This window comes from Pseudoalteromonas sp., assembly GCF_018402495.1.
In the GTDB taxonomy this organism is placed as follows: Bacteria; Pseudomonadota; Gammaproteobacteria; order Enterobacterales; family Alteromonadaceae; genus Pseudoalteromonas.
Window position 1 is genome coordinate 1 of the sequence record NZ_JAGYIU010000008.1, and the last position, 25066, is coordinate 25066.

The 25066-nt window shown below is 41.1% G+C and carries 25 protein-coding genes; 9 read left to right on the forward strand and 16 right to left on the reverse strand.

Annotated features, from left to right (window positions below; translation table 11 throughout):
- Positions 1-371 precede the first annotated feature (371 nt).
- Positions 372-911, forward strand: coding sequence for a gamma carbonic anhydrase family protein (locus tag KG708_RS17105; RefSeq protein ID WP_076922776.1), 540 nt, complete (start codon positions 372-374; stop codon positions 909-911).
- A gap of 14 nt (positions 912-925) precedes the next feature.
- On the opposite strand, the gene KG708_RS17110 is transcribed toward KG708_RS17105, so the two are convergent.
- Positions 926-1180, reverse strand: coding sequence for a DUF1488 domain-containing protein (locus KG708_RS17110; RefSeq protein ID WP_013463676.1), 255 nt, complete (start codon positions 1178-1180; stop codon positions 926-928).
- Positions 1177-2001: a shikimate dehydrogenase gene (aroE, locus tag KG708_RS17115; protein ID WP_213611803.1), complete on the reverse strand. Its 825-nt coding sequence runs from the start codon at positions 1999-2001 to the stop codon at positions 1177-1179. Before aroE ends, KG708_RS17110 begins: the two co-directional genes overlap by 4 nt.
- A 52-nt stretch (positions 2002-2053) precedes the next feature.
- Between aroE and KG708_RS17120 the strand changes: the two genes are divergently transcribed.
- Together KG708_RS17120 and KG708_RS17125 are read left to right on the forward strand one after the other, a co-directional pair.
- Positions 2054-2491, forward strand: coding sequence for a group II truncated hemoglobin (locus KG708_RS17120; RefSeq protein ID WP_013463674.1), 438 nt, complete (start codon positions 2054-2056; stop codon positions 2489-2491).
- Between the two features lie 101 nt (positions 2492-2592).
- Positions 2593-4197 (forward strand): methyl-accepting chemotaxis protein, encoded by a 1605-nt coding sequence (locus KG708_RS17125; RefSeq protein ID WP_213611805.1) that lies wholly within the window; start codon positions 2593-2595, stop codon positions 4195-4197.
- A 49-nt stretch (positions 4198-4246) separates the two neighbouring features.
- On the opposite strand, the gene hemF is transcribed toward KG708_RS17125, so the two are convergent.
- The 6 genes from hemF to KG708_RS17155 form a co-directional block, all read right to left on the reverse strand.
- Positions 4247-5164, reverse strand: a complete 918-nt coding sequence (hemF, locus tag KG708_RS17130) for an oxygen-dependent coproporphyrinogen oxidase (RefSeq protein WP_213611807.1) — start codon at positions 5162-5164, stop codon at positions 4247-4249.
- A gap of 2 nt (positions 5165-5166) precedes the next feature.
- Positions 5167-5730: an L-threonylcarbamoyladenylate synthase gene (locus tag KG708_RS17135; protein WP_213611809.1), complete on the reverse strand. Its 564-nt coding sequence runs from the start codon at positions 5728-5730 to the stop codon at positions 5167-5169.
- Between the two features lie 23 nt (positions 5731-5753).
- Complete coding sequence (locus KG708_RS17140) at positions 5754-6329, reverse strand: topoisomerase DNA-binding C4 zinc finger domain-containing protein (RefSeq protein ID WP_213611810.1); 576 nt, start codon at positions 6327-6329, stop codon at positions 5754-5756.
- A 138-nt stretch (positions 6330-6467) separates the two neighbouring features.
- Positions 6468-6941, reverse strand: a complete 474-nt coding sequence (locus KG708_RS17145) for a DUF494 family protein (RefSeq protein WP_213611819.1) — start codon at positions 6939-6941, stop codon at positions 6468-6470.
- A 1-nt stretch (position 6942) separates the two neighbouring features.
- Entirely contained in the window at positions 6943-8034 is a 1092-nt protein-coding gene (gene dprA, locus KG708_RS17150; RefSeq protein ID WP_213611821.1) for a DNA-processing protein DprA, read from the reverse strand.
- Between the two features lie 28 nt (positions 8035-8062).
- Entirely contained in the window at positions 8063-9184 is a 1122-nt protein-coding gene (locus KG708_RS17155) for a LysM domain-containing protein (protein ID WP_213611823.1), read from the reverse strand.
- 119 nt (positions 9185-9303) lie between these two features.
- Here KG708_RS17155 and def point away from each other — a divergent pair, with 119 nt between their 5' ends.
- The 4 genes from def (at position 9304) to trkA (ending at position 13535) form a co-directional block, all read left to right on the forward strand.
- Complete coding sequence (gene def / locus KG708_RS17160) at positions 9304-9810, forward strand: peptide deformylase (RefSeq protein WP_213611825.1); 507 nt, start codon at positions 9304-9306, stop codon at positions 9808-9810.
- 31 nt (positions 9811-9841) lie between these two features.
- Entirely contained in the window at positions 9842-10795 is a 954-nt protein-coding gene (fmt, locus tag KG708_RS17165; RefSeq protein ID WP_213611827.1) for a methionyl-tRNA formyltransferase, read from the forward strand.
- Complete coding sequence (rsmB, locus tag KG708_RS17170) at positions 10788-12083, forward strand: 16S rRNA (cytosine(967)-C(5))-methyltransferase RsmB (RefSeq protein WP_213611829.1); 1296 nt, start codon at positions 10788-10790, stop codon at positions 12081-12083. The genes fmt and rsmB overlap by 8 nt, the downstream gene beginning before the upstream one ends.
- A gap of 75 nt (positions 12084-12158) precedes the next feature.
- Positions 12159-13535, forward strand: a complete 1377-nt coding sequence (gene trkA, locus KG708_RS17175) for a Trk system potassium transporter TrkA (RefSeq protein ID WP_213611831.1) — start codon at positions 12159-12161, stop codon at positions 13533-13535.
- Between the two features lie 82 nt (positions 13536-13617).
- Here the strand turns inward: trkA and KG708_RS17180 are convergent, their stop codons facing one another.
- From KG708_RS17180 to KG708_RS17215, 8 genes are all read right to left on the reverse strand, one after another.
- Positions 13618-13833, reverse strand: a complete 216-nt coding sequence (locus KG708_RS17180; RefSeq protein WP_213611833.1) for an EF-hand domain-containing protein — start codon at positions 13831-13833, stop codon at positions 13618-13620.
- A gap of 63 nt (positions 13834-13896) precedes the next feature.
- Positions 13897-14109, reverse strand: coding sequence for an EF-hand domain-containing protein (locus KG708_RS17185; RefSeq protein ID WP_213611835.1), 213 nt, complete (start codon positions 14107-14109; stop codon positions 13897-13899).
- Between the two features lie 139 nt (positions 14110-14248).
- Positions 14249-14464 carry an EF-hand domain-containing protein gene (locus KG708_RS17190; RefSeq protein WP_213611836.1) on the reverse strand — a complete coding sequence of 72 codons (216 nt, stop codon included), beginning with the start codon at positions 14462-14464 and terminating at the stop codon, positions 14249-14251.
- A gap of 522 nt (positions 14465-14986) precedes the next feature.
- A complete protein-coding gene (locus KG708_RS17195; protein ID WP_213611837.1) occupies positions 14987-15640 on the reverse strand; it encodes a flagellar brake protein in 654 nt (217 codons plus the stop codon).
- A 20-nt stretch (positions 15641-15660) separates the two neighbouring features.
- Positions 15661-17112, reverse strand: a complete 1452-nt coding sequence (locus tag KG708_RS17200) for a TrkH family potassium uptake protein (RefSeq protein WP_213611839.1) — start codon at positions 17110-17112, stop codon at positions 15661-15663.
- Between the two features lie 95 nt (positions 17113-17207).
- Positions 17208-17822 carry a YigZ family protein gene (locus tag KG708_RS17205; RefSeq protein ID WP_213611841.1) on the reverse strand — a complete coding sequence of 205 codons (615 nt, stop codon included), beginning with the start codon at positions 17820-17822 and terminating at the stop codon, positions 17208-17210.
- Positions 17823-17919: 97 nt separating this feature from the next.
- Positions 17920-19242: a Xaa-Pro dipeptidase gene (pepQ, locus tag KG708_RS17210; RefSeq protein WP_213611843.1), complete on the reverse strand. Its 1323-nt coding sequence runs from the start codon at positions 19240-19242 to the stop codon at positions 17920-17922.
- Positions 19243-19359: 117 nt separating this feature from the next.
- Positions 19360-21246 carry a lytic transglycosylase domain-containing protein gene (locus KG708_RS17215; protein ID WP_213611844.1) on the reverse strand — a complete coding sequence of 629 codons (1887 nt, stop codon included), beginning with the start codon at positions 21244-21246 and terminating at the stop codon, positions 19360-19362.
- Between the two features lie 304 nt (positions 21247-21550).
- Here KG708_RS17215 and fadB point away from each other — a divergent pair, with 304 nt between their 5' ends.
- Together fadB and fadA are read left to right on the forward strand one after the other, a co-directional pair.
- On the forward strand, positions 21551-23710 hold the full coding sequence (gene fadB, locus KG708_RS17220; protein WP_213611846.1) for a fatty acid oxidation complex subunit alpha FadB: 2160 nt from the start codon (positions 21551-21553) through the stop codon (positions 23708-23710).
- Between the two features lie 4 nt (positions 23711-23714).
- Complete coding sequence (fadA, locus tag KG708_RS17225; RefSeq protein WP_213611848.1) at positions 23715-24884, forward strand: acetyl-CoA C-acyltransferase FadA; 1170 nt, start codon at positions 23715-23717, stop codon at positions 24882-24884.
- Positions 24885-25066 lie beyond the last annotated feature (182 nt).

Here is a 25066-nt window from a genome sequence, read left to right on the forward strand (position 1 = left end):
ACGTTGCGACATTGTCGCTAGGGATGCGTATAATACATCCTTTATTTTTCGAGTCAACACTTAATTTTAAACTTTCTTGCGATGATTTAAACTTAAGTTTTACTTAACTCTCTGATTAGCTCATGCCTCGCTATGCGTTGCTCTGCTGCGCATGGCCTCTGCCGTCTCAGTGGGGTCGCATTATAGGGAGAACAGATTTTTACGCAAGTACTTTTTTAAAGAAAAACTAAAAAAACACACTGTTCGGTCAGTATCTGAGCTAAAACAGATAAAACAGCTAGTTTTATAATCAAATCAGGCTTTGCTGGTACTTAAATAAGCGCTACTGTTACACTGATACTATTCATATTGTTTAATTTAAAGGTGCATATATGGCAATACGTTCTTATAAAGGAATAACTCCTGCGTTTAATGATTCTGTTTATATAGACGAGTCGTCTGTATTAGTCGGTGATATCACCCTAGGTGATGATAGTAGTGTATGGCCACTAGTTGCTGCCCGTGGTGATGTTAATCATATTCGTATTGGTAAGCGCACTAATATACAAGATGGCAGTGTTTTACATTTATCAAGAGCGACTAAAAGCAATCCTGAGGGTTACCCGCTTATTATTGGTGATGATGTTACCGTGGGTCATAAGGTTATGCTGCATGGCTGCGTATTAGGTAATCGCATACTTGTGGGTATGGGCGCCATTATTATGGATAATGTGATTGTAGAAGACGAGGTGATTATTGGTGGTGGTGCTTTAGTACCTCCTAATAAGCGTTTAGAGTCTGGCTATTTATATGTAGGTAGCCCAGCGAAACAAGCCCGCCCTTTAACAGAGCAAGAGCTGAGCTTTTTAAAAGTGTCGGCCGATAATTACGTGCAGCTTAAAGATGAATACTTAGCTGAAGACGCGAAGTAACCACAACTTTTTGCTTAATTAAGTAAACTCACTTCTATTTGCCCTGCCGAGTTATAGCTTTCGTCTTCGATTAGCTGCTCGGCACGCTCTTCATAATCAAATCGGTATTGTTCAAAATAACGCGTTGCATGACTCTCATCGGCTAAATTTAAACTACTTACAGCGATCACACACTCAACTAGCATTCCGCTTACTTGTGCAAAAAAAACTAGCTGGTGAGTTGGCTCTCTAAATTCGAGTCGGTCTATAAACTGTATTGCTTGATTCATTTAAGTACTCCCTGCTTTAGTGCCGTAACAACGGAAACAATGTCCGGCATTTTATTTCGCCATACATAATAAGCTTGTGCAGCTTGCCCTACTAACATGCCACTGCCATCTAATAGCTTAGCCGCTTTATTGTGTTCGCTCACCCAATTCATAAATAGCGTATTTTGCGTCGCATAAAACATATCGTAAGCCATTTCACATGCGCTTAAATACTTAGAGCTTAGTGCAGGTAATTCGTTATTCATACTGCTCGAGGTTGAATTTATAACCAAGTGATAATCAACTTGAGGAAGGTCGTCAAAACCATACCCCGAAACATTGCCGTGCCCAGTAAAGAGTTTTGCCAATGCTTGGGCTTTGTGTGCCGTGCGATTAACGATAATGATTTCTTTAGGCTGTTGCTCAAGTAAAGGTAAAATAACACCACGGGCAGCGCCACCTGCACCAATGATCAACAAGCGTTTACCTGTTATTGTTATTTCATTCGCTAGTAAATCATTCACAAAGCCTATGCCGTCGGTGTTATCACCGAGTAAACTGCCATCATCGCGCTTTTTAAGGGTGTTTACTGCGCCTGCAAGTTTAGCAACTGGGGTGAGTTCATCGGCTAAAGCAAAGGCTTGCTCTTTAAAAGGAACAGTGACATTTGCGCCTTTGCCCCCTTGCTCAAAAAAAGTAACGACTGTTTTTTCAAACTCATCGATAGGTGCTAAAATTGCGCTATAGTCGATTTGCTCTCCCAATGACTTAGCAAACTGCTGATGTATGCTGGGAGATTTTGAATGTTTGATTGGATTTCCAAAAACCGCATATTTGTCCATTTTAAACAACCTCTTTGCAGTTTTAGTACTGCCTATTAACGATGATAAAACTATGATTAAAAGACTCTTTTCAAGATCAAAGCCGTCTACAACCACTCAAGCGCCTACGCCAGAGAAAACCCCGTATGAAATCATCGGCGGAGAAGCGCCCACTCGTGCAATTGCCAATAGATTCTACGACATAATGGCCAGCGATGAATACGCTAAACCGTTATATGATATGCATCCTCAACCATTAGACAGAATTCGCCAAGTATTTTTTGAGTTTTTATCAGGTTGGCTTGGTGGCCCAGACTTATTTGTAGAAAAACATGGCCACCCTATGCTGCGCAAACGTCATATGCCATTTCCTATTGATCAAGACTTGCGCGATCAGTGGATGTATTGCATGAATAAAACATTAGACATAGAAATTGATAACCCCGTTTTACGCGAAGGTTTACGCCAATCACTGGCACAGCTTGCCAGTCATATGATTAATCAGCATTAATCTGCCTTGCTCTTTAATTGGGGATTATTTGCGCTAAGTCAAAACCCGCTTTTCTAAAATAGAGATAATGCCCTATCAAATAGTAGAAAAGCGTGGCGCGTGTGAAATCAATCCAACATAAAATTTATGCTTTGTTAGCGTTAACCGGCATTATTGTACTCATAGCCAGTATTTTGAGTAGTGCCAGCCAACAGCGTACTCTCGCGCAAGATACGGTTGCAGAAAATATCAAGCTACTTGCTGATAATTATTTTGACTCAATAAATACCATGATGTTGACCGGTACAATGGCGAATAGGGAGCTGCTAAGTGAAAAATTAAGGGCTCACCCAAATATTGAAGACGCCCATATAATTAGAAGCCCACTCATTAATAAACTGTATGGCCCGGGCAATAAAAACCAAGCGCCTAACACACAAAGCGAGCAAGAAGCTTTAAATGGTAAAGAGTCTCTTTTTATTGAGCTTAATGAAAATACAAGAAGCATGACCTATCTTCGCCCTATGCTCGCAAGCAGTAATTATAAAGGCACAAACTGCTTAGGCTGCCATCAAGCACAAGAAGGCGATGTGCTCGGTGTAGTAAAAATTAGCTATTCATTAGCCGATATAGATAGTGAAGTAACCTACAACACATTGGTAAGCACCAGCTTATTGTCTGCTATTTTTGTTATTGCCTTTGTATTACTTGGTATCGTATTTAAAAAAATATTTATAGTGCGCCTTAAAAAGCTTGGCCATGCCATGCACTTGGCAACTACTAATAAAGATTTAACCTTGCGTATTGAAGATAATGCAGAAGATGAGCTGGGTTGGCTTGCCACCAGCTTTAATAAAATGATTGCCACATTTAAAGATAATATTGCTCAGGTGTCTCATTCTTCAAAAGTGCTGATCCATTCAGCAGAAAAAATTTATACCTCGGCCGATACCACCGAGCGCGCTATTTTAGAACAAAAGAAAAGCACAGACTCGGTGGCTGCAGCAATTAATGAACTAGAAAGCTCATCAAACGAGGTAAGAAACACTACGCATTTTGCACAAGAAAAATCCGAAAACAGTAACAAACTTGCACAACAAAGCATGCATGTGGCGGAGCAAACTGAGCTCAGCATTAATCAATTAGCACAAGATGTTCGTCAGGCAGCACATCAGGTGCGTCAACTGCAAGAGCAAACGCTTGAAGTCGGTAAAGTGCTAGAGGTGATAAGTAGCATTGCCGAGCAAACAAATCTATTAGCGCTTAATGCTGCCATAGAGGCCGCTCGCGCCGGTGAAGCTGGCCGAGGTTTTGCTGTTGTTGCCGATGAAGTACGCACCTTAGCGACGCGTACTCATGCCTCTACCGATGAAATACGCCGCACCATAGATAAGTTACAATCAGAAGCCGCGCAAACTGTTAAAACCATGGGTGAATCATGTGCCGAAGCAGACGATAGAGCGCAACAAGTACAACAAGTTGCACAAGCTTTAAAAGATATTTCAGGGCAAATGAATGAAATAAATCAGCTGAATATTCAAATAGCCGATGCGACAGAGCAGCAAAATCTAGCCGCGGAAGAAATAAACAGAAGCGTTGTTGGTATCAGTGATAACGCCGAGCAATCGTTAATCGATGCGGATGAAAATCAAAAAGTCAGTGAAGAATTACTCAATTTAGCTCGCTCGTTAGATGAGCAAGTACGAAGTTTTAAGCTTAAGCGATAACCTTAAAAGCCAGTCAATAAACAGTTTATTGACTGGCAAACAATAATTCCTAACCCAGTGCTAACCAATCACGAGGTTTTAAGAAATCTTTATATAGTAATGCCTCTGCACTGTCTTCGGCTGGGGTATAGTTATATTCCCAACGTGCTAAGGGTGGCATCGACATTAAAATAGATTCTGTACGACCACCGCTTTGTAAACCAAACAATGTGCCACGATCCCAAACTAAATTAAACTCAACATAACGACCACGGCGATATAATTGGAAGTCGCGTTGCTGCTCGGTGTACTCATCGTTTTTGCGACGCTCAATAATAGGAACATAAGCATCTAAAAAGCCATTACCCACCGACTGCATTAACGCAAAGCTTTGCTCAAAGCCCAACTCATTTAAATCGTCAAAAAATAAACCGCCTACACCGCGTGTTTCATCACGATGTTTTAAATAAAAATATTCGTCACACCACTTTTTATATTTTGGATAAACGTCATCACCAAACGGCTGACACACATCGTGTGCAACTTGATGCCAGTGCACAACATCTTCAAGTACAGGATAAAATGGGGTTAAATCAAAACCACCGCCAAACCACCAAATAGGCTCTTCACCTTCTTTTTCAGCAATAAAAAAGCGCACATTGGCATGGCTTGTTGGTATGTGCGGGTTTTTCGGGTGAATAACTAACGATACACCACAAGCATGAAAGCTGCGCCCAGCAAGTTCAGGTCTATGTGCAGTGGCAGAGCCAGGCATAGAAGCACCAAATACATGAGAGTAATTAACACCCCCTTGTTCAATCACATTACCATTAGTGATAACACGGGTACGTCCACCGCCGCCCTCTTCTCGCTGCCAGCTATCTTCAACAAACTGTGCGTTTCCATCAGCCGCTTCTAACCCTTGGCAAATGGTATCTTGCAAAGCCATAAAGTACGCTTTTACTTGTTTTAATAATTCGCTTTGCATCGTTAACCTCTGAATACATTGCCAGTCATGGCATCTTTAATAGTACTTGGTCGCGTATTACCACCTAGTGGTTCATCAACATAAAAACTCACTTGCTCTGCAAACTGCTGTCGTGCCTCAACAATGCTTGTTACCGTTGCTTGATTGGTTAAATTAGCACTCGTTGATACCAATGGCTTACCAAACTGTTGGCATAAACGCTTTACTGTTGCATGATTAGTTACTCTTACAGCAATGGTATTAAACTGCCCTGTTAACCACTTAGGTGTGGTTTTAGCTGCAGGCATCACCCACGTAATGGCGCCAGGCCAACTTGAAAAAATATCAGCGCGTTTATCCATAGGCAACTTAGCGTCATCGACGTATTTTAATAATTGCCCGTAATTGTCAGCAATTAAAATAAGCCCTTTTTCAACGGGGCGTTGTTTAATACTCAATAAACGTTCCACCGCCTGTTGATTGTCAGGATCGCAACCAAGGCCATAAACAGCTTCGGTTGGGTATAAAATAACATCGCCTTGTTCTAAGCTAGTTATTGCAGCAGATAAAGAAGAAAGGTCAGACAAAATTGTCTCCAGAGATATTTACGTTATTCAGTGGCAGCAAACTTATGCATACAGCTTTTTTGTGGGCATTGTAACACAACACCACTCGCGGTTTTTTTCTCAGTAACAACTGGCCAGTCACATGCTGGGCACGCTTGATCTACAGGCTTGTGGTTTAGTGTGTATTTACAGCTTGGGTAACAGTCGCAAGAATAAAACACTTTCCCAAATTTATTGCTGCGTGAAACCAAGTGGCCTTTTTTACATTTAGGACAACTAATCACAGGCTCTTCACTTGGTGTATCGTCATGCTCACTGGCAATATAATGACATTGAGGGTAACCGGTACAGCCAATAAACATACCGTAGCGGCCATTTTTCACCACCAGCGGCTTACTACACTCTGGACACTCGCTGTCCTCAAGTATTTTGATTTCATTGCTATCATAATGGGCAAGCGGACGAATAAAATCGCACTTAGGGTAACTAGCGCAGCCTAAAAAAGGCCCAGATTTACTATTACGAATGACGAGTTCTGAACCACATTGCGGGCATATCTCATATTCTTTTTCTAGGGCGTGTTTGTTAGCCGAGAAAAGTGAATGATCGATTTTACTCATGTAAATCCTAGTGGTTGGTGAATTTTCGCCTAATATACCCAAAACCCTTAAAGATACAAGCTATGGCAGTCGGTTTGTTAACTCTGAAAATAATAAAACACGCAATAATGATTACTCAAATCATTATTAGTGAATCTTTTAATGTAACACTTCACTGGGCTCATCAAAAATAAGCTCTTCCATTTGCTCATACGCCTGCTGAGAATCAGGGGCATTAAATAACACCATAAGAATTAACCATTTTAAATCTTCCAAAGTAATAGCTGAGTTATCAAGCGCCGCTAAACGGTCCATCACCATTTCACGAGTGGTGCTATTAATGACGCCCGTTTGTTCAACAAACATTAAAAAGCCGCGACACTCGGTGTCGAGAACTTGGCACTCACTGTCGGTAAAAATACGCACTGCATGTTGTGGAGTAGCTAATAAATAAGGCGATTCATTGCTGTATTGTAATGCGGCAAGTTGATCTAACCAATCAATGGCTTTGTTAATTTCGGGTTTGTTAAACCCTGCGCGGAGTAACTCATCGGTAAGTGTGCTTTGCTCAACAAATACATCGCTTTCGCTGTGAACATAGTTTTCAAATAAATACATGAGAATATCAAACATATTATCCTCCAGCGCTTAATTTAATATAGCCGTCTAATACACGTTCAATTTGATCGTCTAACTCTAAATCAAGCAATCGCGCTTGTACTTTATCAATTGGCCACTGCACTCGACGCATAATATCGTCCACACTGGTCACCTCAAAACCAATACTGTTAAGCACCTCGCAATCTGAGGTTACAGCATCAGTTAACTCTTTATAGTTTAGACCAGAAGGGTATGAAAAGTTCATCTCATCAAGAATATCCGCGACGTTTTCTACCAGCTTAGCACCTTGCTTAATTAAAAAATGGCTTGCTTGTGCCAGCGGGTTTTTAATTGAACCTGGCACCGCAAAAACCTCTTTATTTTGTTCAAGCGCATAACGTACGGTGATCAGTGAGCCACTTTTAATTTCGGCTTCAACAATTAAAACGCCTAAAGAGAGTCCTGAAATAATACGATTGCGTCGTGGAAAATTATGCGCATTGGCAGCCGTACCTGGCAAAAACTCACTCACCAATAAGCCCTGTGTTAATACTTGCTCGGTGAGCAACTTGTGTCGTTTAGGATAGTAAATATCAACGCCAGTACCTAACACGGCAATGGTTTTGCCATTTCCTGCTAATGCACCTTTGTGAGCTGCACCATCAATGCCACGCGCCATACCAGAGGTTACTGTTATGCCAGCAAGCGTTAGCTGATGTGCAAATTCTGCAGCAATTTCAAGTCCTGTGGTGGTTGCATTTCGACTGCCAACAATCGCAATTTGTGGCGAAGACAGTAAGCTGATATCGCCTTTACAAAAAAGTAATAATGGCGCACTGGCTATTTGTTTTAGGTGTTCTGGGTAGGCGCTATCAAAAATGCTGATAACAATAATATTGTGTTGGCGAATCAGTTGCTCATAATGCGCAACTTGCTGCCAATTAGTGCTTAGTAAATTGCTAGCTTGATTAGCCGTTAAACCTAAGTTGACTAACTGAGCGTGTGATAAAGAAAACAGCGACTCTAAACAATGTTGCTTTGACAGGACTAATAGCGCTTTTATTCCAAGTCCTTTGCATAAGTAAAAGGCAAGCCAATGACTTAACTTGCCAAACGATTGCTCCATGCTCCCTCCTAGAACACCGACTCGCTACTTAATGAATTACTGCAAAATCTCCAATGCGAATTGGGTGCTGATTTTTAGTGATCAGCGCATAACTAACTTTGTCATACACTTTAAAAATAATCATTTCACCAACTTTTTCTGCTGGCATTTTCCAAGTAACGCTATCTTCGTCGGTTTCAGCGCCAAACAATTCGCTCGTAGCCGATACCAGTTTTTCTAATCGACTTGAATCTTCTGTGTAACGCGGGCCCCGGGCACCATCAATTACCTTAGGTGACTGGCGCTCAATATCAAGTACATGACCGACTTCAAGCTGTTGCTCAGAACCTAAGTTTAGCACCACTACATCCATCGTGCTAAATTCTCTAACTTGGCTCGGAGAAGAAATGACAATACCTTGCATTGGTTCAGAGGGACGGTGCATATTAAAGTAAGCAGGCAGCATCTGCCCTTCCATTGCAGGCAATAAAAAATCACCTTGTTTAATTTCGCGTTTAACCGACTCAACTCTTACCGATGCCGGCTCACCATTCGCCGCATCACCCGGCCTAAACGCACGCGCCATACCCACATAAGACGCTCTACTCGCTAACACTTCACCGGTATTAGGGTCGGTATAAGGCGCTCCTTTATGATAAATAGCATATGCCTGATGACGTTTTAGGTTACCTTTAACATATAAAATATGATCAATAGTTTGGGTTTTGGTGTTTTCGTTTGCACCCAAAATATAAGGTTTTTCTTTAATAGTATCGCTGTTAATAGCTTGCTCAAACGACAAATACGGTTTAATCAACGCAAGAGGTAAAGTTGTTATTGCGTCTTTCCCTTTTGGTGTAATACGTCCCATCGGTGATAGCTTTCGATACGCTTTATTAATCACTAAACGCGGATTACCGTCTGTATCGTAAATTAATGCTAACGCATCTCCCGGATAAATAAGGTGTGGGTTGTCTACTTGCGGATTCATTTGCCATAACTCAGGCCATAACCAAGGCTCGTTTAGATATATAGCTGAGATATCCCAAAGCGTGTCGCCTTTTTTCACAACATACTGTTTAGGTGCATCTTTTTTTATAGTTAGTACATCTGCCAGCGCGGGAAAAGTAGCACCTAATGCAAGTATTATTGCGATTAACGGAGATTTCATTGAGCTTCCTCATAGTGTTTTTTCATTATTATTAACCAAAACCTGTTAAAGGGGAACGTGAATGGCTAAAATAAGAACATACAATACCCTAAATTTAAGCATAAGTGTAAAAGGTAACTATGGCTAGGTTAGAAGTTTTAAGATTTCCAGATGAACGTTTACGTACAATCGCAAAAGAAGTAACTGTTGTTGACGATCAAGTGCGTGAAATTGTCAAAGATATGCTAGAAACTATGTACGAAGAAAATGGTATTGGGCTTGCTGCTACACAGGTTGATATTCACCAGCGTATTGTGGTGATCGACGTATCAGAAGAGCGCAATGAACCACTCGTGCTTATCAATCCGCAAATTATCAAAAAAGATGGCTCAACCGTGAGCGAAGAAGGCTGTTTATCAGTTCCTCATTCGTATGCAAAAGTTGACCGTGCAGAAACCGTTACCGTAGCTGCACTCAACGAAGAAGGTAAAGAGTTTATTCTTGATGCTGACGAATTATTAGCGATTTGTATTCAGCATGAACTTGATCACCTTCAAGGTAAATTATTTATTGATTATTTATCTCCATTAAAGCGCCAACGCATTCGTAAAAAGCTTGAAAAAGAAGCGAAGTTTGCAGCGCAGTAATAAGCACCTTAGTAAATAATTAGGAAACTCAGTGACACAACCATTACGCATTATATTTGCCGGTACGCCGGACTTTGCTGCACGCCATCTGCAAGCACTCATAAATAGTGAACACCAAATAGTGGGCGTTTACAGTCAACCAGATCGTCCAGCGGGTCGTGGAAAAAAACTAAAAGCCAGTGAAGTAAAAGCGCTTGCACTAGAACATGACCTACCCGTTTTTCAACCACAATCACTCAAAACAGACGACGCACTTGAAGAGCTAAGCAGCCTCAATGCCGATATCATGATTGTCGTTGCCTACGGTTTAATTTTACCTAAAGCCATTTTAGATGCCCCACGTTTAGGGTGTTTAAATGTACATGGTTCTATTTTACCGCGCTGGCGTGGCGCCGCGCCTATTCAACGTGCTATTTGGGCAGGCGATCAGCAAACCGGTGTAACCATAATGCAAATGGATGAAGGGCTAGATACCGGCGATATGCTGCATATTAGCCGCTGCCCTATTGATAGTACTGAAACCAGTGCAAGCTTATACACTAAGCTTGCTGAACTGGGGCCTGATGCATTAATCGACACCATAAATCGTTTAGCCAACGGGGACATAACGCCTGAGCCACAGAAAGACGCCGATGCCAATTACGCTAAAAAGCTCTCAAAAGACGAAGCCAACATTGATTGGTCTATGGATGCAGAGCAAATCGAGCGTAATATTCGTGCCTTTAACCCATGGCCAGTATGCTTTACCCAAATGCGTGGTAATACGGTAAAAATATACCAAGCAAACGTGGTTGAACAATCAGGCGCAGCTGGCACTGTATTAGCAAGTGATAAAAACGGTATCGTTGTGGCTTGTGGTAAACACGCTTTATCTATTGGCGAATTACAACCACAAGGCAAAAAGCCAATGGCTATTAATGATTTTTTAAACGGTCGTAGCGACTGGGTCACACCCGGCACCGTATTAGGCGAAAATAATGAGTAATGTAAGCAATGTCAGAGCGCTAGCCGCTGAAACTTTATATAACGTGGTTGATAAAGGCGCATCGCTTAATCAAGAACTTCCTTTCGCTAGCCAAGGCTTATCACCTAAAGATAAAGCCTTACTGCAGCAAATTTGCTATGGAGTATTGCGTTACTTACCTAGCCTAGAAAATTATTGCCAGCATTTAGTAGAACAACCGCTTAAAGGCAAACGCCGTATTTTCCAGTTTTTGTTATATGTGGGCATTTACCAACTACAACACATGCGTGTACCGGCACATGCAGCAATTAGCGAAACCGTTAATGCGTTACAACAATTACGCGCTCTTGGCTTAAAAGGGCTTATTAACGCCATTTTACGAAGCTTTCAGCGCCAACAAGCTGAGCTTGAAGAAAAAGCCAAACAGATTCCTGTGTGTTTATACAACCATCCAAACTGGTTTATAAAGCAAGTAAAAGAAGCCTACCCAGATAGCTGGGAAGACATTCTAGAAGCTAATCAGCAACAAGCGCCAATGTGGCTTCGAGTGAATCAATCGCAGTTTAGCACCCAAGAATATAGCGAAATGCTCACCGCTAACGATATTGAACATACTCTAAACCCAGACTTTATTGATGGCATTAAACTAAGCAAACCACGCGATGTGTTTTCACTTCCTGAGTTTGATACCGGAGCCTGTTCAGTGCAAGATGCAGCAGCGCAGCTTGCTGCACGCTACCTAGACCCACAAAATGGTGATGCAATACTCGATGCCTGTGCAGCGCCTGGTGGTAAAACCTGCCATATTTTAGAGCTTGCCGATGCTGATGTACTTGCTCTAGATAGCGATGCCACACGCCTAGAACGTGTTAAACAAAACCTAGAACGCATTGGTTTAGGCGCCGACTTACAATGTGGTGATGCATCGCAACCTCACACTTGGTGGGATGAAGAACAGTTTGATCGTATTTTGTTAGATGTACCCTGCTCTGCAACCGGCGTAATTCGCCGTCATCCGGATATTAAATGGCTGCGTCGTGCATCTGACATTAACGACTTATCGACCCTCCAAGGCGATATACTCGACAGCATTTGGCCGCTATTAAAGCCAGGCGGTACATTAGTTTATGCAACCTGTTCGGTACTTCCGCAAGAAAACCAACAGCAAGTTGCTAAATTTTTAGCTAATAACGACGATGTAGAGCATGTTCCTTTGCATAGTGAAGACACCAACACTTCGCCCGGCTTGCAGTTATTACCCGGTGAAAGCGATGGTTTTTACTACGCTAAACTCGTTAAAAAAACCTAGTATTGCAACGCAGCAGGTTTAGCTACTTCGCCCTTGAGGTAGCTAAACCTCTAATGTAATTAATACGGATACATAATGAAAATAATCATACTCGGTGCTGGGCAAGTTGGCGGCACACTCGCAGAAAACCTCGTGGGTGAACAAAACGAAATAACCGTTGTTGATATCGACGGTCACCGCTTACGCGAACTCCAAGATAAATACGATTTACAAGGTGTTGCCGGCCATGGTGCGCACCCCGACGTATTAAGCCGCGCAGGGGCTGAAGATGCCGATATGATTATCGCTGTAACCAGCTCAGATGAAGTTAACATGGTGGCATGCCAAGTTGCCTATAGTATTTTTAATACACCGACCAAAATAGCCCGCATTCGCTCTGAACAGTATTTAAAACACCGCGAAAAACTATTTCATAATAATGATTTACCTGTCGACCACTACATTGCTCCTGAAGCATTGGTCACTAATTATATTAGACGCTTAATAGACTATCCTGGCGCATTACAGGTATTGCAATTTGCTGATGGCATGCTCTCTTTAGTGGCTGTAAAAGCCTATTATGGCGGTTTATTGGTAGGCTACGCCCTTTCTACACTTAAGCAACATATTCCCAATGTAGAAACACGCGTAGCCGCTATTTATCGCCAAGGTAAGGCAATAAAACCGCTAGGTACCACAGTAATAGAAGCCGATGATGAAGTTTTTTTTATTGCCGCAACTAAACACATTCGTGCGGTAATGAACGAACTACAAAAATTGGAACGCTCGTATAAAAAAATCATGATTGCCGGTGGGGGTAATATTGGGGCCGGCCTTGCCCGTTCACTTGAGAGAAACCACAGCGTTAAGCTACTAGAACGAAGCAAAGAGCGTGCTGAGCAGCTATCAGAGATGCTCAATAACACCGTGGTGTTTTGTGGCGACGCGTCAGACCAAGAGCTTCTGTCAGAAGAACACATAGAACAGGTTGATGTGTTTATTGCCGTTACCAACGACGATGAAGTAAATATTATGTCGGCCATGCTCGCAAAACGCATGGGGGCACAAAAAACCATGGTGTTAATTCAACGAGGTGCTTACGTTGATTTAGTACAGGGCGGCGAAATTGACATTGCTATTTCACCACAACAAGCGACTATTTCTGCGTTACTTACTCATGTGCGCCGAGGTGATATTGTAAATGTGTACTCACTGCGTAAAGGTGCCGCAGAAGCCATAGAAGCGGTGGCTCACGGTGATGAAAACACCTCTAAAGTGGTAGGTCGTGCTATTGCTGATATTAAATTACCAGCTGGCACCACAATAGGTGCGATTGTGCGTAACGACGACGTGCTGATTGCCCATGATGACACCATTATTATGTCCGGAGATCATGTAATTATGTTCTTAATAGATAAGAAGCACATTAACGTGGTTGAAAAGTTATTCCAAGTGAGCGCAATTTTTCTTTAACTATACGGCTTAAGTTAAGTAATCACCAACAAAAAAGCCGCTGACTATTAAGCGGCTTTAGTGGAGTATGATGGGTTAATACTTATTTTACTCTTGTAAACTCTTCTTTAGAAAGTTCACCATTTCCGTCGGTATCTAAATCATCAAAAATGTTCATTAGTTGTTTATTAGCGGCTGCTTCCTGCTTGCTAATTACACCATCGCCATTACTGTCAAAAGAGGCAAATTCTACTGCTGCATAAGCCGCTGATGATGACGCTAATACTAAAATCGCAAGTGTTGTGTTTAATGCTTTCATAATAAATCTCTATTAAGAGGGAAATCCTTTTCTGAAATCCCTGTATAGTGCAAAAATCAGAAATTAAAAGTTTGCAAACTCAGCTTTAGAAAGCTCGCCATTACCGTCGGTATCAAGCTCAGTAAATGCGGCTATTAAATCAGCGTTTACAGCGGCTTCGCTTTGGCTAATAGCGCCGTTACCATCAGTATCAAGCGTGTCAAAGTCGCTTGCTGCAAAAACAGCTGATGAAGAGACAAGAGCAATAAGTGCAAATGTTTTGTGTAATGTTTTCATAATTTAATCCTTCAAAATTTAATGCTATGGTCTATCAAAAAATCAATTAAATACAAGTTCTAACTTTCCTTGTTGTTCTTTTTCGTAAGCTCCCTTGCCTACTTAGGTTGTCGTTTGCAACTCAGAATGTAGCAAACCGTTATTTATACTTAGAAAATTCTTCTTTTGATAACTCACCATTTTGGTCAGTATCAAGCTCTGAGAACATACTCATTAATTTTGCATCAGCAGCGGCCTCGCTTTGGCTAATAACGCCGTCGCCGTCAACGTCTAGCGTGTCAAAGTCGCTTGCTGCAAATGCCGCTGATGAAGAGGCAAGAGCAATAAGTGCTAAAGTTTTATTAATGCTTTTCATAATCAATCTTCCTTCAAAGTTTATGTTTTATGTGATTAAGTGTTTTACTTTAAATCACGCTTCGTTCTATACAGCCTGACTATTACAACTTCGATGCCAATAATATAAAAACCATAATTTTCAATAAATTAACCAGCACCTAGCTGAAAATGGCGCTATTTAACTCGTTATTTTGTTGCTTTTTAGCAACAGCAGATGAGGCAATAAAATTAAAACAATAAAAATCAAAGGGTTGAATTTAAGGAAAACACCACACAGTCGGTGAGTAACCGCTAAAAAAGAGGATTAAATAAACAAAAAAGAGGAGGAATTGAGTTTAATTTTGTTATAAACAAAAAAATTAGAATAAAAAAACAGCTTTAACTAATTGTTTTTAATAAATTTATAAAATAAATTTGAAATGACTTTTAAAAATAACAACAACACATGGCTATTTGTTGCAAAAGAGCGAAAATGTTAGAGCTTGTTGATATTTTAGAATTGTAAAATGTTCAACGTCGAAAGATAACAGGCCTAGACAATTTAAACTTCAAGCGCGCTAGGATCAATAAAGTGATCACCCATCAGGGTTTTCATTTGCTCTTCACTGGCAAATAATCGAATTCCACAATATATGCCCTTAGCATGTTTTTTCACACTGCATATTTGCCCTTCATATTCTGTCTCACTATCAAATATAACGTTGCAACGCGCATCTTTAATATCGTTTATTGTTAATGTTGTTTTGATATCAAACATTACACCGGTTAATGATATATCTTTTATGATTCCTTCTAAAAAAGGTTTTTGATCAGTTAATTTTAACTTTGCAGGAAACAGTGTAGGTATACGTGCTTGCGAACGAAGTTCAAATAATTGCACTTGTGTTGGAAATCGAATAAATAAAAGCCGTGCCGGATGTGATGATACCGACATGATTTGCTGACGAAACGCAATAACATGGCCTTCACTACCCTCAATCAATGCTCTTACCACTACCATAATACCATCATATAAATAATCACTTGCCATGGGGAGCCGTTTAGCGTTTGGATAATTTAAAATAATAAACTTATTTTCTAATAAGCCAATAAACTCCGTTTTTATTCGTCGACTGCTAGTAGGCGTAAGTATTTCCAGTTCAACCATGCCACCTGTGGTTATTTGATGTAACTTTTCCAAATTGGTTGTAGCCATAATTCCTTCTTACTTTTTGTTTACCCTCGCCAAAATGTTGGGGTAAATAGAACTAATAAAGTAAATATTTCTAATCGACCAAATACCATGGCCACCGTTAATATCCATTTTGCTGCATCACTAATAGCACCATAATGAGAGGCAACATCGCCTAAGCCTGGGCCAAGGTTATTTAAACACGCTGCCGTTGCTGAGAATGCGGTTATATTGTCTAATCCGGTGCCCATTAACGCTACCATAATAATAATAAAGACTAATGCATAAGCAGAGAAAAATCCCCACACAGCCTCAACCACTTTATCCGGCAGCGCCTTACGACCAAGTTTAATAGAGTAAATAGCTCGAGGGTGAACTAAGCGGTTTAACTCTCGCACCCCTTGTAAATAAAGCAAAAATACGCGCACTACTTTCATACCACCAGCGGTAGAGCCCGCACAGCCGCCTATAAAACTTGAAAATATTAGCAATATTGGCAAAAACAGTGGCCATGCAGAAAAGTTATCAGTGGCAAATCCTGCTGTTGTACTTATAGATACCGCTTGAAACAATGCCTGATCGAGGGTTTCATCGCCATTGGCATACACATCATGTGATGAAAGCACCGTGAAACAAATCACCACCAACGCGAGCTGAATACATAGAAACACTTTGAATTCAGGGTCACGAATGTAGACACTAATATTACGACTCGCTACAGCAGCATAATGCAAAGAAAAGTTAATAGCCGCGATAATTAAAAAGAATACACAAATAAAGTTAATTACTGGGCTATCAAAATGCCCCATAGAAGCGTCATAAGTAGAAAAACCACCGATAGCGACCGTAGAAAAAGCATGACAAATTGCATCAAACCAATTCATACCTGCGCTCCAATACGCCAAGGTACACGCAAAGGTAATAGACACGTAAATATACCAAAGATGCTTAGCAGTATCGGCTATACGCGGGGTCATTTTAGAGTCTTTTACCGGCCCTGGAATTTCAGCTCGATACAACTGCATACCACCTACACCAAGCATAGGCAGAATTGCTACAGCCAACACAATGATCCCCATACCACCAAACCACTGTAATTGTTGGCGATAAAACAACACTGATTTAGGCAAATATTCAATGCCAGTTAGTACGGTTGCGCCTGTCGTGGTTAAACCAGAAAAAGCCTCAAAAACGGAATCGGCTAAAGACAGATCAGGATCTTGTAAAAATATAAACGGCAGCGTTGCAAACCCGCCTAGTACTAACCAAAATAAAACCACAATTAAAAACCCTTCCCGAGCTTTTAAATCCCCATGTTCATGCCTATTTGGGTAATAAGCCATTAAGCCAATAACAACACTGAATATAAAGGCTAAAACAAACGGCACCCCGCCACCATCTTTATAAATTAAAGACACGAGTGCTGGTGGCACCATTGTAATACTAAACAGTGCGACCAGTTGGCCAAGAATTTTTATGATGGTACGAAATTGCATTGAGCGTATCGCTTTTTTATTAGTAAATTAAAATAACTACTGTATAACTCGAAAAATTTAATCTTTACCCATTAATCAGGATGGATGTAAGATTATTACTCTTTGATTGTTAACTCAACTGCGCCGTGACTTAAATCAAAAATATCTTTAATTGCTTGCTGCGCTTGGCGACTATCAATAGTAATGATCCATTCAATATTTACTGTAAACTGCTTTTTAATATTAAGCACCTGAAAGTTGGTTTTTAAATGCTGCTCTATCGCGCCTTGCATGCTGTATTCACTAATGCCCACCAACTCAATACTCGGCACTTTTACAACAGTTTGTAATTTAGCTAAGGCATTATTAAGTGAGCCACCATAGGCACGCACCAGCCCACCCGTACCGAGCTTTATACCTCCAAAGTAACGTGTTACCACAGCGGTCACTTCACCTAAGCCTGAGCCCACTAGCACATTGAGCATGGGTTTACCGGCGGTGCCATTGGGCTCCCCGTCATCAGAAAAACCATAAACATGGCTGCCACCTGGGTTACCTGCAACATGTGCCCAACAATTGTGGCGTGCATCACTGTATTTTTCTTCAATATTTTTAATAAAGGCTTTCGCAGCATTTAGATCGGGCGTGTGACCTATATGAACGATAAAGGTACTTTTTTTAATTTCTTCTTGATGAAATACAGCTTCGGCTGGGTATTTATATTCAGACATAACACTTACTTAGGCTTTAATTAAAAAAATGGGGCCAAAAGGCCCCTTTGTATCCGTTTATTTTAGCGCGTATTGGCTAACTCGTCTTTATAAGGATTTAGTCGAGTAATAAATTACGCGTCATATTTTCTAGGCTATCTTCGTGAACAATAATATTGTCCTCGATACGAATACCGCCAAAAGGTTTAAACGCTTCGACCTTTTCCCAGTTAATAAACTGCTTATTGTCTGTTTGTGCTAAATCACCCAATAAAGAGTCAATAAAGTACAAACCTGGCTCAATAGTAAACACTTGGTTTTTCTCAATTAAGCGAGTACAGCGCAAGAATGGATGGCCTTCTGGTGGCGCTTGGTGTACGCCAGTCTCATCACGCATAAAACCACCTACATCATGTACTTGAGCACCTAAGTGATGCCCTAAACCATGTGGGAAGAACGTTGACGTAATTTGACGTTCAACAATGTCCGCTGCAGGTAGTTTAACAATATCAAAGTCACTTAATAGCTGTGCAATACGATTATGACAATCAATATGAAGGTCGCCATACAACACACCTGGCTTTAAGCTATTGCCTAACTCAATTTGATGCGCCGTCATGGCAGTTACCAGATCGGCAAATTCACCTTGCTTTTTAAAGTCGTAGGTACGGGTAATATCCGCAGCGTAACCGTTAAAATTAGCGCCTGCATCAATTAAAAATGAATGGTGCGTCTGTGGTGCTTTTGGCTCAAAATGGGTGTAGTGCAAAATAGCGCAATTTTGGTTAAGTGCCACAATATTACCATAAGGCATTTCGTTTTCGCTTTGACGTGTTGCCAGTAAGTACGCTTGCTGAATGTCAAACTCGCTACCACCATTAAAAAACGCATCTCGCGCCGCTTTATGGCCATCAACCGCAATACGATTAGCATTACGTAAACACTCAAGCTCATATTGCGTTTTATAAGCGCGGTGGTAATGAATATAGTTAAGTACTGGCTCAGGGTTCATAATACTAAAGCCAAGTGCTTGTGCTACTTCAAGATACTCACCAATGTAGGCAAATTTAGCTTTATCGTAAGGTAGTAGTTTTTCAACCTGATCGGGTTGTAATAACAATTCAATATCGAAATACTCAGCCCAAAAATCTCTTGGCTCACCAGGTACTTTATGCCAAAAATCAATTGGACGATAAAAAATAAGTTTTGGCTTATCGCTACCATTTACCACAATCCAGCAATGCGGATTATCAATAACCGGTAACCACGCCTTAAAATGAGGGTTAACTTTAAACGGGTAATACATATCATCTAAAAATTGGCGCTTAGCTTGGCCTGAATGAATGACTAATCCTTCTAACCCTTCTTGCTCACAAATAGTACGTGTACGCTGCTGCAATGTTGCAATATGTTCGGCGTATAAAACGGCTAATTTTTCCATAATAAACCCATCTATTAAATTTAACTTGCTTTGAGTCTACCACTTATACACAAAGCGCTCAAAAAAGAGGGATACTTACTGTGTAAATATCCCTCTGTGGTTGTAGATTTATTTTTACTATCCGCCCATCGTCATTTCTAATATGGGGGCTAGAAGGTTTCCCTCTCGACCAAGGCGAGTGTGATAAACCTGCCGATAAGCAAATACATTTTTAACATAATCTCGGGTTTCTCTATAAGGAATAAGTTCAACCCATAGCTCAGCCGGCATTGCTTCTTCTGGTATCCAGCGTTTAATACGATGGTACCCAGCGTTATAAGATGCTGTAGCTAACACCTCATTGCCGTGGTTTTTCTTTTTTAAATACTGTAAATAACGAGTTCCAAGACGAATGTTGGTTTTTGGTTGATACAAACGACGATTAGAAACCGTGCCTTTATTAATATACTTTGCCGTACTCGGTAATAGCTGCATTAACCCGCGTGCATTTGCATGAGAGCGCGCATCAGGTGCAAATGAGCTTTCGCGACGTGCAATAGCAACACTCCAAGTTAGGTCTATTTTGCTTCGCTTGCTGTAACGCTCAAACATGTCTTGAAATGCAAAAGGGAAACGCAAATCCACATAATCCCATGCTTTTATTTTTGCTAGGGTGAATATCGTGCTATCAAACCAATCCAGCTCAGCTGCAAGTACCGCCGCAGCTAATTTTTCATCATCAGCTGAGGTATCAGTTAAATAATTCCACTCGCGTCGAGCAGCAGTAAAGCGCTCTAATTCATACAAGGCTTTGGCACGCTTAAAGCCCGGTGCATTACTCACTCTTGTTACTAAAGCTTGATTTACATTAACGGGCAACTCATTTAAGTCAACCGGTATGCCCAAACGCGCAGCGGCTAAAAAACCGTAATAATCACGGTTAGCGGCCACTTTAGTCCAAATTGCCTTGGCTTTTTCATGATCTGCGCGTTTGTCATAACTATAAGCAAGCCAATACTGTTGCCCTAAGCTAAGATTTTCTTTACCTGTAAAAAATGCCGCAATTCCCTCCCAATCTTGGGTTTTGAGTAGATTAGCTAACTGCCATTGCATTAATTTACGATCTTGGCGCTCTTTGGATACTTTATTTAAATAGAAGCTAGCTTGGCTATGGCCGCTCGACGCCAATGAAAGCGCAAAGGTATAATATACATCCGCTTTTTCATCATCTGAAAAATCAAACATCCCCTCAACTTTTTGCCACGCTTTTAATGCCAACTCTTTATCACGCCAAATTAAACGCTTAATACCATAAAGCGCTATTTCACCCTCTTTCACTGTTTTGCGCTTATAACGATATAACCCCGCCGCTGCACTTGGATCGCGCCTAACTTTTAAATATAAATCAGCTAGGTAACGCTCATTTGCTGGCAACAATGTTTTTAAATAAGGCAATAGACGGTAAGAGCCCCCTTGCGCCGCTAACGTAACACGCTGCCACACAATATCGTCAGTTAAATACCCATTTTCACGCCAGCGCTTAAAAAGCCCATCACATTCACTAGGCTGCGATTCGCCCACTGTCCATAAGTCGGTTACCTGATTGAATATCGCTTTTTTTGGCGCACCAAGGTCAAGCTGGTAAGTAAGATAGGTACAAGCAAGCTCACTGTTTGTGGTTTCACGATAACTTTGAATAAATGCCGCTTTTTTATTATTGCGTTTTAAATAACTTAACCATGCTTTACGTACTGGCCACTCTAATGGCGTATGTTCATAAATCGTGAGAAAGTTCTCTATCTCTGTTTGATGTTTTAAACTGGGGTAACGTTCCCAATATGCTTTTTCAACATACGGTTTAAGTGGGTGAGACAATGAGTTCACTGCTTCTTTAAAGCGTTGATAATTGCCATAACGCGCCTGTTTTTCAGCGTCTAAAAATGCATCAATATCAGTTTTCGCGTTGGCAGAGGAAAAAGAGAAAAAGAGAGTCGCTGCCGCTACGCTTAATAAGTATTTTTTCATAATGTCCTTTAGGGCATAGTTACTTTTAACGCTGACAAAAGTGTGACGCAGAGTAAATAAAAAATAGTACATACACAGCAGTACTATTTATTCTGATAAAACCCTAACTATAAACACCAAGGCAGCGCAATAAAATGAATAAAGAAAACTTTCAATCCCACCTTAGCACCAAACCAGCTATATTTTAACCAGACGTTTGTAACCAAGATAAATTTTTCGTTGCATTTTTAATTTAAAGCAAGCACACTGGTCTGAATATGAACTCATCGTACCAGTCTTAGTTCATCAACTAGGGAGAATAATAATGTTATATAAAAGCGATTCCTTTGAAGTTAGCTTCGTGAAGGAAAACATCGCCGAGTTTAAGTTTTGTGCTACAGGTTCTGTAAACACATTATCTCAACAAACTCTTTCAGATTGCGCAGCAGCATTAAAAGAATTAGCCGCTAACGCTGATATTAAAGGCATGATTTTTACCAGTGATAAAGACCACTTTATTATTGGTGCAGATATCTTCGAATTTTTACCTACTTTTACTAAACCTGAAGCAGAATTAGTAACCTGGATAAAAAATGCAACTGACGTTTTTGATGCAATTGAAGATTTACCATTCCCAACACTAAGTGTTATAAACGGCTTGGCGCTTGGCGGCGGCTGTGAGTGGGCACTTGCTACCGATTATCGTGTTGCAAGTGACTCAGCAAAAATGGGTTTACCAGAAGTTAAATTAGGCATAATGCCTGGATTTGGTGGCACAGTGCGCCTTCCGCGCATTATTGGCGCCGATAACGCGATGATGTGGATCACCACAGGTAACGAAAATCGCGCAGCTGATGCCCTTAAAGTAGGTGCATTTGACGCAGTAGTTAGTGCCAACAAACTACAAGAGTCAAGTATAGCAACATTAGAATTAGCAATTGCTGGCAAGCTAGATTGGCAAGCAAAACGCGCTGTAAAATTACAACCGCTTAAATTAAACCGTGTTGAGCAAGGCATGAGCTTTGCAATGGCAGAAGGTATGGTAATGGGTAAAACCAAAGGCCACTATCCAGCTCCAGTTATGGCCGTTCGCACTATTAAAGCGGCAGCAAATTGTACCCGCGCTGAAGCAATGGCAATCGAAAATGCCAACTTTGCAAAGCTTGCTCGTACCAACGAAGCAGCTGCGCAAACAGGTATTTTCTTAAATGACCAGTTCATTAAAGGTAAAGCACGTAAATTTGCTAAGCACAGCGATGTAGAAATTAAACAAGCCGCTGTATTAGGCGCAGGTATTATGGGCGGCGGTATTGCATACCAATCTGCTTATAAAGGTACACCAATCATAATGAAAGACATCCAACAGGATGCACTTGATTTAGGTATGGGTGAAGCGTCTAAGCTATTAGGTGCAAAAGTTAAGCGCGGCCATATGCCGATGGAAAAAATGCTAGCAACGCTTAGCAAAATCAAACCAACGCTTAACGATGCAGATCTACAAAACGCCAACATTTTTGTTGAAGCGGTAGTAGAGAACCCTAAAGTGAAGCAAGCCGTACTTGCTGATCTTGAAAAGAATATGCCAGAAGGCACAGTGTTGACGTCAAATACGTCGACTATTTGTATTGACCTACTTGCAGAAGCACTTGAAAAGCCAGAAAACTTCTGTGGTATGCACTTTTTCAATCCAGTACCAAAAATGCCATTAGTAGAAATTATCCGTGGTGCAAAAACCTCAGATAAAACCATTAATGCCGTGGTTGATTACGCACTTAAACTAGGTAAATCGCCGATTGTTGTTAACGATTGTCCAGGCTTTTTTGTAAACCGTGTTTTATTCCCTTACTTTGCAGGCTTTAGCAAATTAGTGGTTGAAGGCGCTAACTTTGCAAAAGTAGATAAAGTCATGGAAAACGTATTTGGCTGGCCAATGGGCCCTGCTTACCTACTTGATGTAGTCGGTATTGATACTGCTTTCCATTGTACTGGCGTAATGGCAGACGGCTTCCCTGAACGTATGGCACGTGCAGAGAAAGATCCAGTGACTGTTTTTGCTAACGAAAAACGTTTTGGTCAAAAGAACAAAGCAGGTTTTTACAAGTATGAAACAGACCGTCGCGGTCGTCTTAAAAAATCGCATGACCAAACAGCGATTGAACTACTTGCACCAATTACAGACGCACCAAAAGAATTTGATAAACAAGAAATCATTGACCGCTGTATGGTACCGATGATTAACGAAGTGCTACTTTGTTTACAAGAAGGCATCGTTGCTTCTCCTCAAGAAGCAGATATGGCACTTGTATACGGTGTTGGTTTCCCTCCATTTAGAGGCGGCGCGTTCCGTTACTTAGATCAAACAGGTTTAGCTAACTTTGTTGCAACTGCTGACAAATATGCTCACCTAGGTGCGATTTACCAAGTATCAGAGCAAACTCGCAAGTGGGCTGAAGAAGGCCGTGTATTCTATAAGGTGGAAGGTTAATATCATGAATAATCCAGTAATTGTAGATTGTATCCGCACACCAATGGGTCGCTCAAAAGGCGGCGTATTTAAAAACAAACGTGCGGAAGACTTAAGCGCTCATTTAATGAAAGGCTTATTAGAACGTAATCCGGCAGTTGACCCTGCGTCAATTGACGATATTTATTGGGGTTGTGTACAGCAAACATTAGAGCAAGGCTTTAACGTTGCACGTAACGCATCTCTACTTGCAGGCATTCCACATTCAGTGCCAGCAACCACAGTTAACCGTTTATGTGGCTCATCAATGCAAGCATTGCATGACGCTGCTCGCGCTATTATGACTGGCGCTGGCGATACTTACCTAATTGGTGGTGTTGAACACATGGGCCATGTTCCTATGACTCACGGTAACGACTTTCATCCAGGTCTTGCAACATCAATTGCACAAGCGTCTGGCTCTATGGGTTTAACCGCTGAGTACCTTGCTACTATTCACGGTATTAGCCGTGAGCAACAAGATCAGTTTGCTTACCGCTCGCATCAACGTGCACATGCTGCAACAGTTGAAGGGCGTTTCCGCCGCGAAATTTTAGCAATGGAAGGTCACGATGCTGACGGTTCACTTATCCTAGTTGAAGATGATGAAGTAATTCGCCCTGAAACAACCGTTGAGGGTTTATCGCAGCTACGTCCAGTATTTAACCCTGCTACGGGTTCTGTTACTGCAGGTACATCTTCTGCGCTTTCTGATGGCGCATCAGCGATGTTAGTAATGAGCGAAGAAAAAGCAAAAGAACTGGGCTTACCAATTCGTGCATACATTCGCGCTATGGCCGTTGCCGGTTGCGATCCATCAATCATGGGTTACGGCCCAGTACCAGCAAGTAAAAAAGCATTGGCACAAGCTGGTATCACTATTGATGACATCGATGTTGCTGAACTTAACGAAGCATTCGCAGCACAATCATTACCCGTACTTAAAGACTTAGGTTTAGCGGATGTGGTTGACGAAAAAGTGAATTTAAATGGCGGCGCTATCGCACTGGGTCACCCGCTGGGTTGTTCGGGTTCGCGTATTAGCACCTCACTTATTCACTTAATGGAAGACAAAAACGCAAAATACGGTTTAGCGACTATGTGTATTGGTTTAGGCCAAGGCATCGCAACTGTATTTGAACGTGTTCAAGACTAATTAGTGTTGAATATGTAGAACCAGCTTGGTGATTAAAAAGGCGAACTAGCGCAAGTTAGTTCGCCTTTTTTATGCCACCAGCTTTTGCAGGTTTAAAATGAATAATGTGATCGGGTGCATTAAATTTATTTCAGATTATCTATTAATAAGTTGAGCTGTTTTGTTATACGTAAAATAGTTAA

What these genes read in the sequence shown, in the direction of transcription:
- KG708_RS17105 (WP_076922776.1), top strand. Translation starts at nt 372, where the DNA reads ATGGCAATACGTTCTTATAAAGGAATAACTCCTGCGTTTAATGATTCT.
- KG708_RS17110 (WP_013463676.1), bottom strand. Translation starts at nt 1,180, where the DNA reads ATGAATCAAGCAATACAGTTTATAGACCGACTCGAATTTAGAGAGCCA.
- aroE (WP_213611803.1), bottom strand. Translation starts at nt 2,001, where the DNA reads ATGGACAAATATGCGGTTTTTGGAAATCCAATCAAACATTCAAAATCT.
- KG708_RS17120 (WP_013463674.1), top strand. Translation starts at nt 2,054, where the DNA reads ATGATTAAAAGACTCTTTTCAAGATCAAAGCCGTCTACAACCACTCAA.
- hemF (WP_213611807.1), bottom strand. Translation starts at nt 5,164, where the DNA reads ATGCAAAGCGAATTATTAAAACAAGTAAAAGCGTACTTTATGGCTTTG.
- KG708_RS17140 (WP_213611810.1), bottom strand. Translation starts at nt 6,329, where the DNA reads ATGAGTAAAATCGATCATTCACTTTTCTCGGCTAACAAACACGCCCTA.
- KG708_RS17145 (WP_213611819.1), bottom strand. Translation starts at nt 6,941, where the DNA reads ATGTTTGATATTCTCATGTATTTATTTGAAAACTATGTTCACAGCGAA.
- dprA (WP_213611821.1), bottom strand. Translation starts at nt 8,034, where the DNA reads ATGGAGCAATCGTTTGGCAAGTTAAGTCATTGGCTTGCCTTTTACTTA.
- KG708_RS17155 (WP_213611823.1), bottom strand. Translation starts at nt 9,184, where the DNA reads ATGAAATCTCCGTTAATCGCAATAATACTTGCATTAGGTGCTACTTTT.
- def (WP_213611825.1), top strand. Translation starts at nt 9,304, where the DNA reads ATGGCTAGGTTAGAAGTTTTAAGATTTCCAGATGAACGTTTACGTACA.
- rsmB (WP_213611829.1), top strand. Translation starts at nt 10,788, where the DNA reads ATGAGTAATGTAAGCAATGTCAGAGCGCTAGCCGCTGAAACTTTATAT.
- trkA (WP_213611831.1), top strand. Translation starts at nt 12,159, where the DNA reads ATGAAAATAATCATACTCGGTGCTGGGCAAGTTGGCGGCACACTCGCA.
- KG708_RS17180 (WP_213611833.1), bottom strand. Translation starts at nt 13,833, where the DNA reads ATGAAAGCATTAAACACAACACTTGCGATTTTAGTATTAGCGTCATCA.
- KG708_RS17185 (WP_213611835.1), bottom strand. Translation starts at nt 14,109, where the DNA reads ATGAAAACATTACACAAAACATTTGCACTTATTGCTCTTGTCTCTTCA.
- KG708_RS17190 (WP_213611836.1), bottom strand. Translation starts at nt 14,464, where the DNA reads ATGAAAAGCATTAATAAAACTTTAGCACTTATTGCTCTTGCCTCTTCA.
- KG708_RS17195 (WP_213611837.1), bottom strand. Translation starts at nt 15,640, where the DNA reads ATGGCTACAACCAATTTGGAAAAGTTACATCAAATAACCACAGGTGGC.
- KG708_RS17200 (WP_213611839.1), bottom strand. Translation starts at nt 17,112, where the DNA reads ATGCAATTTCGTACCATCATAAAAATTCTTGGCCAACTGGTCGCACTG.
- KG708_RS17205 (WP_213611841.1), bottom strand. Translation starts at nt 17,822, where the DNA reads ATGTCTGAATATAAATACCCAGCCGAAGCTGTATTTCATCAAGAAGAA.
- pepQ (WP_213611843.1), bottom strand. Translation starts at nt 19,242, where the DNA reads ATGGAAAAATTAGCCGTTTTATACGCCGAACATATTGCAACATTGCAG.
- KG708_RS17215 (WP_213611844.1), bottom strand. Translation starts at nt 21,246, where the DNA reads ATGAAAAAATACTTATTAAGCGTAGCGGCAGCGACTCTCTTTTTCTCT.
- fadB (WP_213611846.1), top strand. Translation starts at nt 21,551, where the DNA reads ATGTTATATAAAAGCGATTCCTTTGAAGTTAGCTTCGTGAAGGAAAAC.
- fadA (WP_213611848.1), top strand. Translation starts at nt 23,715, where the DNA reads ATGAATAATCCAGTAATTGTAGATTGTATCCGCACACCAATGGGTCGC.